Below are 12,270 nucleotides of genomic sequence, written 5' to 3'. Positions count from 1 at the left end.
CTGTGCGAAATTTGATTCTTGTAGGACCGATGGGGGCTGGAAAAAGCACCATCGGCCGTTTGCTGGCCAAAGAGCTGCGCCTGCCATTCAAAGACTCCGATAAGGAAATTGAATTGCGCACGGGCGCCAATATCCCGTGGATCTTCGATAAGGAAGGCGAACTGGGCTTTCGCGACCGCGAGCAGGCGATGATTGCCGAACTGTGCGGCTGCGATGGCGTGGTATTGGCCACCGGCGGTGGCGCAGTGATGCGCGACGAGAACCGCCGGGCGCTGCACGCCGGCGGTCGCGTGGTTTATCTGCACGCGTCTGTCGAGCAGCAGGTGGGCCGCACCGCTCGCGACCGCAATCGCCCATTGCTGCGCACCGCCGACCCGGCAAAAACCCTGCGGGACCTGCTGACGCTGCGCGACCCGCTTTATCGGGAAATCGCCGATCTGGTGGTGGAAACCGATGAGCGGCCGCCACGAATGGTGGTTCTCGACATTCTCGAGCGCCTGGCACAGTTGCCACCCCGTTAAAGCCAGGGCCGAAATGCGCTATCCTCGGCGGCGCGTCATGACCGTCCGAGTTGTGGCGTAGAGCCATCAGGCAGCGTCAGATCCCGACGTTGCCGACAACGTTAATGTAGGGCAGGACGCCTGCTTTCATCTTCAACGCGGGGACACATGCAGACACTTAAGGTCGATCTTGGCGAGCGCAGCTACCCGATCCATATTGGCGAAGGTTTGTTGGACCAGCCCGAGTTGCTCGCACCGCATATTGCCGGGCGGCAAGTGGCGATCATCTCCAATGAAACGGTCGCGCCGCTGTATCTTGAGCGTCTGAGCCGCAGCCTGGCGGCGTACTCGGTGATCTCGGTGGTGCTGCCGGACGGCGAGGCCTTCAAGACCTGGGAAACCCTGCAACTGATCTTTGATGGCCTGCTGACGGCCCGTCATGACCGGCGCACCACGGTGGTGGCCCTGGGTGGCGGTGTGATCGGCGACATGGCCGGCTTTGCAGCCGCCTGCTATCAGCGCGGCGTGGACTTTATCCAGGTACCGACCACCTTGCTGTCCCAGGTCGATTCGTCGGTGGGCGGCAAGACCGGCATCAACCACCCGCTGGGCAAGAACATGGTCGGCGCGTTCTATCAGCCGAATGTGGTGCTGATCGACACTGCCACCCTCAATACCCTGCCACCCCGCGAGCTGTCGGCGGGCCTGGCGGAAGTCATCAAGTACGGGCTGATCTGCGACGAGCCGTTCCTGACCTGGCTGGAAGAACACGTCGACGCCCTGCGCGCCCTCGACCAGGTGGCACTCACCGAAGCGATTTCCCGCTCCTGCGCCGCCAAGGCGCTGGTGGTGAATGCCGACGAACGTGAGTCCGGCGTGCGCGCCACCTTGAACCTCGGCCACACCTTCGGCCATGCGATCGAGACCCACATGGGCTATGGTGTGTGGTTGCATGGAGAGGCCGTAGCGGCTGGCACAGTGATGGCATTGGAGATGTCGCAACGCCTGGGCTGGATCAGCGCCCAGGAGCGTGATCGCGGGATCCGCCTGTTCCAGCGCGCCGGGTTGCCGGTCATTCCTCCCGAAGAGATGACCGAGGCAGATTTTCTCGAACATATGGCAATAGACAAGAAAGTGATCGACGGTCGACTGCGACTGGTGCTGTTGCGCCGAATGGGCGAAGCGGTAGTGACCGACGATTATCCGAAAGAGATTTTACAGGCCACGCTGGGAGCGGATTACCGCGCCCTGGCCCAGCTTAAAGGTTAATAAGATCCCGATGACTAGTTTGCATGCCGACGAGGCGTTCCTCGGCCATTACCAGTTAAGCCACGACCCTTTTGCTCCTCGGGTGCCTGGTTTCAAGTTTTTCCCTGCGCAACGCAAGCCGGTGCTGGGGCAACTGCACCACCTGGCGCGCTACAGCCAGTTGCTGCTGGTGGTCACCGGCCCATTGGGCAGCGGCAAGACCTTGCTGCGCCAGGCACTGGTGGCCAGCACCAACAAGCAATCGGTACAGAGCGTGGTGGTTTCCGCCCGTGGTGCCGGTGATGCGGCAGGCGTGTTGCGTCAAGTGGCCCAGGCCCTCGACGTGTCCACTGCCGAGCCGAATGCGATCCTCAAGCAAGTGGTGCAACTGGGCCTGACCGGCCAGGAAGTCTACCTGCTGGTGGATGACGCCGAGCAGCTCGACGAATCTGCCCTGGAAGCGTTGCTGGCCCTGGCGGCCGGTACGCCTGAAGGGCGCCCGCATGTGTTCCTGTTTGGCGAGTCTTCGCTGATCGCCGAACTTGAACAGATCAGCGGCGAGCAGGAGCTGTTCCACGTCATCGAACTGCAGCCTTACGAAGAAGAAGAAACCCGCGAATACCTGGCCCAGCGGCTGGAAGGCGCAGGGCAGGGCATCGAACTTTTCTCCGCTTCGCAGATCTCTGATATTCACGAAAGCTCCGACGGCTGGCCTGGCACCATCAACCAGGTTGCCCGGGATGCCATGATCGAAGCCATGATTGCCAGCCGCTCAGCGGTAAAGCGTCCAAAGATGGGGTTTACTATGCCGAAGAAGCACGTATTGGCAATTTCTGCCGTTGTCGTGGTTGCCGTCGCTGCCGCCTGGTTGATTCCAGGTCGCAACAAGGCACCGACCACCGCTGGCGCGCCAACCGAACAGGCGCAGTTGCCACTGGGCAAGCCAACACCGAACGTTGAGTTTGCCAACTCCGGCCAACCCACCAACCTGCCAATGGTCGGCCAACCGGTGATGCGCGGCCCGCTCGCCGAAGAAGCTGGCGGCATCTCCGAAGGCGACGATGGGGTGCCCGTGGAAGGCTCCAGCGCCACGCCGCCGACCGTGACCACCACCGCGCCACCTGCGGGCGTGCCAGCCGGTCAGCCAGCGGCCAAGCCGACGCCAGCGCCAGCCCAGGTCGCCACCGCCAAGCCTGCACCTGTTGCCAAGCCAGTCGCCCCGGCGCCTGCGGCCAAGCCGGCTCCAGCCGCCAAGCCTGCCGAAAAACCGGCCGTCGTGGCCAAGGCCGCGACTGGCGCTGCCGGCAGCAGCTGGTATGCCAGCCAGCCTACCGGTAACTTCGTGGTGCAGATCCTCGGCACCAGCTCCGAAGCCAACGCCCAGGCGTTCGTGAAAGAGCAGGGCGGCGAGTACCGTTATTTCAAGAAAGTGCTCAACGGCAAGCCTCTCTACGTGATCACTTACGGCAACTTCTCCAGCCGTACAGCAGCGGAATCCGCTATCAAGGCCTTGCCAGCGAAGGTTCAGGCTGGTAAACCTTGGCCTCGCACTGTCGCCAGCGTTCAACAAGAACTGGCAACAACTCGCTGAAGATCCGGCGGCCTTACCCAGGCCGCCCTCTCGGCACCTCAAAAAAAACAACACAGCGTGCAGCCCTGAAGGCCGCGCGCTTTGTGGTGTCTGCGTCACAGTGGCTTTTGAGTCGTAGCGGTCAAAATTAAAAAAGTTTTGACTAGCACAGCATATCGCTTTAAACCTTTCATAAATGCGACATAGATTTGCGACATTTCGTCGCTAAATTTGTGAGCGTCTGTGTCGGTGTGTACAATGACCTCCCTTTTGCCCCCGCTAAGCCGGCGTACGTTCGGCGTGGAAGGTAACCGGTTGAATTGAAAAGAAATTTGCCTCGAAATAAGAGGCAGCCTGGTGAGAAAGTGTCTATGAAAGCAGGTCTGTACCAACCCGATGAATTCAAGGATAACTGCGGTTTCGGCCTGATAGCCCACATGCAGGGCGAGCCCAGTCATACCCTTTTGCAAACGGCCATCGAGGCCCTGACCTGCATGACCCACCGCGGTGGGATCAACGCCGACGGCAAGACCGGTGACGGTTGCGGCTTGCTGATTCAAAAGCCCGACCAGTTCCTGCGCGCAGTCGCCAAGGAACATTTCGGCGCCGATTTGCCCAAGCAGTACGCTGTGGGCATGGTGTTCTTCAACCAGGACCCGGTAAAAGCCGAAGCTGCTCGCGAGAACATGAACCGCGAGATCCTGGCCGCTGGCCTGCAGCTCGTCGGCTGGCGCAAAGTGCCGATCGACACCAGCGTACTCGGCCGCCTGGCCCTGGAGCGCCTGCCGCAGATCGAACAAGTGTTCATCGCAGGCGACGGCCTGAGCGACCAGGACATGGCGATCAAGCTGTTCACCTCTCGTCGTCGCTCGTCCGTGGCCAATGCCGCCGACACCGACCACTACATCTGCAGCTTTTCCCACAAGACCATCATTTATAAAGGCCTCATGATGCCGGCGGACTTGACCGCCTTCTATCCAGACCTGAGCGATGAGCGCCTGCAAACCGCAATCTGCGTGTTCCACCAGCGCTTCTCCACCAACACCCTGCCGAAATGGCCGCTGGCCCAGCCATTCCGCTTCCTCGCCCACAACGGCGAGATCAACACCATCACCGGCAACCGCAACTGGGCCGTGGCCCGTCGCACCAAGTTCGCCAACGACCTGATGGACCTGGAAGAGCTCGGCCCGCTGGTCAACCGCGTGGGTTCCGACTCTTCCAGCATGGACAACATGCTCGAACTGATGGTCACCGGCGGCATCGACCTGTTCCGTGGCGTGCGCATGATCATTCCGCCAGCGTGGCAGAACGTCGAGACCATGGACCCCGACCTGCGGGCGTTCTATGAGTACAACTCGATGCACATGGAACCGTGGGACGGCCCGGCCGGCGTGGTAATGACCGACGGTCGCTACGCCGTGTGCCTGCTCGACCGTAACGGCCTGCGCCCGGCGCGCTGGGTGACCACCACCAACGGCTTCATCACCCTGGCGTCGGAAATCGGCGTGTGGAACTACAAGCCGGAAGACGTGATCGCCAAGGGCCGCGTTGGCCCGGGCCAGATCCTCGCCGTGGACACCGAGACCGGTCAGATCCTCGACACCGATGCCATCGACAACCGCTTGAAGTCCCGTCATCCGTACAAGCAATGGCTGCGCAAGAATGCCCTGCGCATCCAGGCAACCATGGAAGACAACGACCACGGTTCGGCTTTCTATGACGTCGACCAGCTCAAGCAGTACATGAAGATGTACCAGGTCACTTTCGAAGAACGTGACCAGGTGCTGCGCCCACTGGGCGAGCAGGGCTACGAAGCCGTCGGCTCCATGGGCGATGACACGCCAATGGCCGTGCTGTCCCAGCGCGTGCGCACGCCGTACGACTATTTCCGCCAGCAGTTCGCCCAGGTGACCAACCCGCCGATCGACCCGCTGCGCGAAGCTATCGTGATGTCCCTGGAAGTGTGCCTCGGTGCCGAGCGCAACATCTTCCAGGAATCGCCTGAGCACGCTTCCCGCGTGATCCTCAGCTCGCCGGTCATTTCCCCGGCCAAGTGGCGCTCGTTGATGACCCTGGACCGCCCGGGCTTCGATCGGCAGATCATCGACCTGAACTACGACGAGAGCCTCGGCCTGGAAGCCGCTGTGCGCAACGTCGCCGATCAGGCTGAAGAAGCCGTGCGCGCCGGCCGTACCCAAATCGTGCTGACCGACCGCCACATTGCCCCGGGCAAGTTGCCGATCCACGCTTCCCTGGCCACCGGCGCGGTACACCACCGCCTGACCGAAAAGGGCCTGCGTTGCGATTCCAACATCCTGGTTGAAACCGCCACCGCCCGCGACCCGCATCACTTTGCGGTGTTGATCGGCTTCGGCGCCTCGGCGGTGTATCCGTTCCTGGCTTACGAAGTACTCGGCGACCTGATCCGTACCGGCGAAGTCCTGGGCGACCTCTACGAGGTGTTCAAGAACTACCGTAAGGGCATCACCAAGGGCCTGCTGAAGATCCTGTCGAAGATGGGCATCTCCACCGTCACGTCCTACCGCGGCGCGCAATTGTTCGAAGCCATCGGCCTGTCGGAAGAAGTTTGCGAGATGAGCTTCCGTGGTGTGCCGAGCCGCATCAAGGGTGCGCGTTTCGTCGACATCGAAGCCGAGCAGAAAGCCCTGGCCGCCGAAGCCTGGAGCGCGCGCAAGCCGATCCAGCAAGGCGGCCTGCTGAAGTTCGTGCACGGTGGCGAATACCACGCCTACAACCCGGACGTGGTCAACACCCTGCAAGCCGCCGTGCAGCAAGGCGACTACGCCAAGTTCAAGGAATACACCGCGCTGGTGGATAACCGCCCGGTGTCGATGATCCGCGATTTGTTCAAGGTGAAAACCCTGGACACGCCGCTGGCCATCAGCGAGATCGAGCCACTGGAATCGATCCTCAAGCGTTTCGACTCTGCCGGTATTTCCCTGGGCGCCTTGTCGCCTGAGGCTCACGAAGCCCTGGCCGAAGCCATGAACCGCCTGGGTGCGCGTTCCAACTCCGGCGAAGGCGGTGAAGACCCGGCGCGCTACGGCACCATCAAGAGCTCGAAAATCAAGCAGGTTGCCACCGGCCGTTTTGGTGTAACCCCGGAATACCTGGTCAACGCCGAAGTGCTGCAGATCAAGGTTGCCCAGGGCGCCAAGCCGGGCGAAGGCGGGCAACTGCCAGGCGGCAAGGTCAACGGCCTGATCGCCAAGCTGCGTTATGCAGTGCCGGGCGTGACGTTGATTTCACCGCCGCCGCACCACGACATCTACTCGATCGAGGATTTGTCGCAGCTGATTTTCGACCTCAAACAAGTCAACCCGCAGGCCCTGGTCTCGGTGAAACTGGTCGCGGAAGCCGGCGTGGGCACCATCGCCGCGGGTGTGGCCAAGGCCTATGCCGACCTGATCACCATCTCCGGCTACGACGGCGGCACCGGCGCTTCGCCGCTGACCTCCATTAAGTACGCCGGCGCACCGTGGGAACTGGGCCTGGCTGAAACCCACCAGACCCTGCGCGGCAACGACCTGCGCGGCAAAGTCCGGGTGCAGACCGACGGTGGCCTGAAAACCGGCCTCGACGTGATCAAGGCTGCGATCCTCGGCGCCGAAAGCTTCGGCTTCGGCACCGCGCCAATGATCGCCCTGGGCTGCAAATACCTGCGCATCTGCCACCTGAACAACTGCGCCACCGGCGTGGCCACTCAGAACGAGAAGCTGCGCAAGGACCACTACATCGGTACCGTCGACATGGTGGTGAATTTCTTCACCTACGTCGCCGAAGAAACCCGTGAGTGGCTGGCCAAGCTGGGCGTGCGTTCCCTGGAAGAGCTGATCGGCCGTACCGACCTGCTGGACATCCTCGAAGGCCAGACCGCCAAGCAACAACACCTGGACCTCACGCCGCTGTTGGGCAGTGATCACATCCCGGCCGACAAGCCACAGTTCTGCCAGGTTGACCGCAACCCGCCGTTCGACAAGGGCCTGCTGGCCGAGAAGATGGTCGAGATGGCCACTTCGTCGATCAACGACGCAAGCGGCGGCGAATTCGCCCTGGATATCTGCAACTGCGACCGTTCCATCGGCGCACGCATCTCCGGCGAAATCGCGCGCAAGCACGGCAACCAGGGCATGGCCAAGGCGCCGATCACCTTCCGCTTCAAGGGCACCGCTGGCCAGAGCTTCGGCGTATGGAACGCCGGTGGCTTGAACATGTACCTCGAAGGCGACGCCAACGACTACGTGGGCAAGGGCATGACCGGCGGCAAGCTGGTGATCGTCCCGCCAGTGGGCAGCGTCTACAAGACTCAAGACAGTGCCATCATCGGCAACACCTGCCTGTACGGCGCAACCGGCGGCAAGCTGTTTGCTGCGGGCACGGCCGGTGAGCGTTTCGCAGTGCGTAACTCCGGTGCCCACACCGTGGTTGAAGGCACGGGCGATCACTGCTGCGAGTACATGACCGGTGGTTTTGTCGCGGTGCTGGGCAAGACCGGCTACAACTTCGGTTCGGGCATGACCGGCGGTTTCGCCTACGTGCTCGACCAGGACAACACCTTCGTCGACAAGGTGAACCACGAGTTGGTGGAGATCCAGCGGATCAGCGGCGAAGCGATGGAATCCTATCGCAACCACTTGCAGCATGTGCTGGACGAATATGTCGAGGAAACCAACAGCGAATGGGGTCGCAACCTCGCTGAAAACCTCGATGACTACCTGCGTCGTTTCTGGCTGGTCAAGCCCAAGGCTGCCAACCTGAAATCGTTGCTTTCCAGCATCCGTGCCAACCCGCAGTGATATGCGCCTGAAGAGTTTGATGAGGTTTTAACATGGCTGAACGTCTGAATAACGACTTCCAGTTCATCGATGTCGGGCGCAAAGATCCGAAGAAGAAACTGTTGCGTCAACGCAAGAAAGAGTTCGTGGAAATCTACGAGCCCTTCAAACCCCAGCACTCGGCCGACCAGGCCCACCGCTGCTTGGGTTGCGGTAACCCGTATTGCGAATGGAAGTGCCCGGTGCACAACTTCATTCCGAACTGGCTGAAGCTGGTGGCCGAGGGCAACATCCTCGCCGCCGCCGAGTTGTCGCACCAGACCAACACCCTGCCGGAAGTGTGCGGCCGGGTGTGCCCGCAGGACCGTCTGTGCGAGGGTGCGTGCACCCTCAACGACGGCTTCGGCGCGGTGACCATCGGTTCGGTGGAGAAGTACATCACCGACACCGCGTTCGCCATGGGCTGGCGCCCGGACATGTCCAAGGTCAAGCCGACCGGCAAGCGCGTCGCGATCATCGGCGCGGGCCCGGCGGGCCTGGGCTGTGCCGACGTGCTGGTGCGTGGCGGCGTGACCCCGGTGGTGTTCGACAAGAACCCGGAAATCGGTGGCCTGCTGACCTTCGGCATCCCCGAGTTCAAGCTGGAAAAAACCGTACTGAGCCATCGTCGCGAAGTCTTCACCGGCATGGGTATCGAGTTCCGCCTCAATACCGAAATCGGCAAGGACGTGACCATGGAGCAACTGCTCGAAGAATACGATGCCGTGTTCATGGGCATGGGCACCTACACCTACATGAAGGGTGGCTTCGCCGGTGAAGACCTGCCGGGCGTGTACGACGCTCTGGACTTCCTGATCGCCAACGTCAACCGCAACCTGGGCTTTGAAAAGTCGCCGGAAGATTTCGTCGACATGAAAGGCAAGAAGGTCGTGGTGCTGGGCGGTGGTGATACCGCGATGGACTGCAACCGCACTTCGATTCGCCAGGGCGCCAAGTCGGTGACCTGTGCCTACCGTCGTGACGAAGCCAACATGCCGGGTTCGCGCAAAGAGGTGAAGAACGCCAAGGAAGAAGGCGTGAAATTCCTCTACAACCGCCAGCCGATCGCTATCGTCGGTGAAGACCGTGTCGAAGGCGTGAAAGTGGTCGAGACCCGTCTCGGCGAGCCGGACGCCCGTGGCCGTCGCAGCCCCGAGCCGATCCCGGGTTCCGAAGAGATCATCCCGGCAGACGCCGTGGTCATCGCCTTCGGTTTCCGCCCAAGCCCGGCGCCTTGGTTCGAGCAGTTCGAAATCCAGACCGACAGCCAGGGCCGCGTTGTAGCCCCGGAACAAGGCCAGTACAAACACCAGACCAGCAACCCGAAAATCTTCGCCGGTGGCGACATGGTGCGCGGGTCTGACCTGGTAGTGACGGCCATCTTCGAAGGCCGCAACGCCGCCGAAGGGATCCTGGATTACCTGCAGGTCTGACCCCGATCCCGGATTGAAATGGGATCAAAATGTGGGAGCGGGCTTGCTCGCGAATGCGGTATATCAGTCACCAGATGTGTTAGCTGACCCACCGCTTTCGCGAGCAAGCCCGCTCCCACATTTGTTTTGTGGCGCTTTCATATCCGCGACAAATTGACCCGATAGACAAAAGGCACGGCTCTTGCCGTGCCTTTTGCGTCGCGCTCTGAGAAAATGCCCGCACTTTTTTTGCGGATGCCGACATGACTGCCCTCAAGAACGACCGTTTCCTTCGTGCCCTGCTCAAGCAACCCGTGGACGTCACCCCTGTGTGGATGATGCGCCAGGCCGGTCGCTACCTGCCGGAATACCGCGCCAGTCGCGCCCACGCCGGCGACTTCATGAGCCTGTGCATGAACCCGGAGTTCGCCTGCGAAGTCACCATGCAACCGCTGGACCGCTATCCACAGCTGGATGCGGCCATCCTGTTCTCCGATATCCTGACCATCCCTGACGCCATGGGCCAGGGCCTGTACTTCGAAACCGGCGAAGGCCCGCGTTTCAAGAAAGTCGTCAGCACCCTGGCCGACATCGAAGCCCTGCCGATCCCCGACCCCCACAAGGACCTGGGCTACGTCATGGATGCGGTCAGCACCATCCGCCGCGAGCTGAACGGCCGCGTGCCGCTGATCGGCTTCTCCGGCAGCCCGTGGACCCTGGCCACCTACATGGTCGAAGGCGGCTCGTCGAAAGACTTCCGCAAGACCAAGGCCATGCTGTACGACAACCCGCAAGCCATGCACCTGCTGCTGGACAAGCTGGCGCAGTCGGTCACCTCCTACCTCAACGGCCAGATCATGGCCGGCGCTCAGGCGGTGCAGATTTTCGACACCTGGGGTGGCAACCTGTCGGCGGCGGCGTACCAGGAGTTCTCCCTGGCCTACATGCGCAAGATCGTCAGCGGCCTGATCCGCGAACACGAAGGCCGCAAGGTGCCGGTGATCATGTTCACCAAGGGCGGCGGCCTGTGGCTGGAAAGCATCGCCGACGCCGGCGCCGACGCGCTGGGCCTGGACTGGACCTGCGACCTCGGCGAAGCCCGTCGCCGCGTGGGCAGCAAGGTTGCGCTGCAAGGCAACATGGACCCGACCGTGCTGTACGCCAAGCCGGAAGCGATCCGCGCTGAAGTGGGCCGCATCCTTGCCAGCTACGGCAAAGGCAGTGGTCACGTGTTCAACCTTGGCCACGGCATTACTCCGGAAGTTGATCCGGAGCACGCAGGCGCGTTCCTGCGGGCGGTGCACGAGTTGTCGGCGCAGTATCACGAGTGATCGCGCGGCAATGAAAAAGCCCGGCAGATGCCGGGCTTTTTTGTAAGCGCTGGTTAAGCCTTGGCTTCCTGCAACGGCGGCAACTTCGCCAGCTTCAACGCCACCAGCAACGCGACGATCAACAGCGCGACGATAAACCCGCCAATCCCGTTCCACCCGGCGTAGTGCCAGAAGAAACCGCCCGCCGTCCCCGCAATACTCGACCCCACGTAGTAACTGAACAGGTACAGCGACGACGCCTGGCCCTTGGCTTTCAGTGCGCGGCGGCCGATCCAGCTGCTGGCCACCGAGTGGGCGCCGAAGAAGCCGAAGGTGAAGATCAGCATGCCGGGCACTACCAGCCACAGCGGGGTAAACAGCGTCAGGGCGATACCGCCGAGCATCAGCACGATGGTGCCCCACAGCACGCGACGACGGCCCAGGCGGTCGGCCAGGGAGCCGATTTTCGCCGAGCTGTAGATACCCGAGAGGTAGACCAGCGACAGCAGGCCTACCACGGCCTGGCTCAAATCGTACGGGTCCGCCAGCAAGCGGTAGCCGATGTAGTTGAACATCGTCACAAAGGCGCCCATCAGCACGAAGGCTTCGAGGAACAGCCACGGCAGGCCGGCGTCCTTGAAGTGCATGGTGAAGCCGTCCACCAGGCTGCGCGGGTGCAGGGTGCTGGCGCGGAAGTTGCGCGATTCGGGGAGGATCTTCCAGAACACCGTGGCCGCGATCAGCGCCAGGGCGCCGATGATCAGCATCGCGGTGTGCCAGCTGACGAAGTCGATCAGTACGCCGATGATCAAGCGCCCGCTCATCCCGCCAATGGCGTTACCACCGATGTACAAACCCATGGCCAGGCCGATGTGTTGCGGGTGGATCTCTTCACTCAGGTAGGTCATGGCCACCGCTGCCAGGCCGCTGAGGGACAGGCCCACCAGTGCGCGCATCAGCAGGATGCCTTCCCAGCTTGGCATCAGGCCGCTGGCGATGGTGCACAACGCGGCGCAGAACAGTGCGGCAACCATCACCGGCTTGCGCCCCAGGGTGTCGGAAATCGGCCCGGTGATCAGCAGGCCAATGGCGAGCATGCCGGTGGCCACCGAGAGAATCAGGCTGCTTTGCGCGGCATTGATGGAAAATTCGTGGGACAGCGCCGGCATCATCGGCTGTACGCAGTAGAGCAGGGCGAAAGTGGCGAAACCGCCGGAGAACAGCGCCAGCACCGTGCGCATGAACATCGGGGTGCCTTTTTCGATGTACTGCTCGTTGAGCTGTGCCACCACTTCATCGAGGGCGGTGGGCGGTACTTCTTGAGCAAGCGGAGCGACAGCAGATTTCACGCGGGACCTCGGGGAGGAAAGGCTGCCAGGGCTGGCAATGCAAAAA

General features: G+C 62.0%; 7 protein-coding genes. 6 read left to right on the top strand and 1 reads right to left on the bottom strand.

Annotation, left to right across the window (positions count from 1 at the left end; all coding sequences use genetic code 11):
* The first annotated feature begins 2 nt into the window (after nt 1-2).
* The 6 genes from aroK to hemE all read left to right on the top strand — a co-directional run bounded on the left by aroK (nt 3) and on the right by hemE (nt 10,896).
* Nucleotides 3-521, top strand: a complete 519-nt coding sequence (gene aroK, locus A462_RS02015; protein WP_003209345.1) for a shikimate kinase AroK — start codon at nt 3-5, stop codon at nt 519-521.
* A 147-nt stretch (nt 522-668) separates the two neighbouring features.
* Nucleotides 669-1,769 carry a 3-dehydroquinate synthase gene (gene aroB / locus A462_RS02020; RefSeq protein ID WP_003209346.1) on the top strand — a complete coding sequence of 367 codons (1,101 nt, stop codon included), beginning with the start codon at nt 669-671 and terminating at the stop codon, nt 1,767-1,769.
* 10 nt (nt 1,770-1,779) lie between these two features.
* Nucleotides 1,780-3,339, top strand: coding sequence for an SPOR domain-containing protein (locus A462_RS02025; protein WP_003209350.1), 1,560 nt, complete (start codon nt 1,780-1,782; stop codon nt 3,337-3,339).
* 350 nt (nt 3,340-3,689) lie between these two features.
* Nucleotides 3,690-8,135, top strand: coding sequence for a glutamate synthase large subunit (gene gltB, locus A462_RS02030; RefSeq protein WP_003209351.1), 4,446 nt, complete (start codon nt 3,690-3,692; stop codon nt 8,133-8,135).
* A 32-nt stretch (nt 8,136-8,167) separates the two neighbouring features.
* Nucleotides 8,168-9,586, top strand: coding sequence for an FAD-dependent oxidoreductase (locus tag A462_RS02035; protein ID WP_003209353.1), 1,419 nt, complete (start codon nt 8,168-8,170; stop codon nt 9,584-9,586).
* 242 nt (nt 9,587-9,828) lie between these two features.
* Nucleotides 9,829-10,896, top strand: a complete 1,068-nt coding sequence (gene hemE / locus A462_RS02040) for a uroporphyrinogen decarboxylase (RefSeq protein ID WP_008439243.1) — start codon at nt 9,829-9,831, stop codon at nt 10,894-10,896.
* 53 nt (nt 10,897-10,949) lie between these two features.
* On the opposite strand, the gene A462_RS02045 is transcribed toward hemE, so the two are convergent.
* Nucleotides 10,950-12,167, bottom strand: coding sequence for an MFS transporter (locus tag A462_RS02045; protein WP_371132458.1), 1,218 nt, complete (start codon nt 12,165-12,167; stop codon nt 10,950-10,952).
* Between the last annotated feature and the right edge of the window lie 103 nt (nt 12,168-12,270).

It is taken from the genome of Pseudomonas sp. Ag1, assembly GCF_000278565.1.
Lineage (GTDB): Bacteria > Pseudomonadota > Gammaproteobacteria > Pseudomonadales > Pseudomonadaceae > Aquipseudomonas.
Note: the sequence above shows the minus strand (reverse complement) of the source record. Positions and strands in the feature narration are given on the sequence as shown.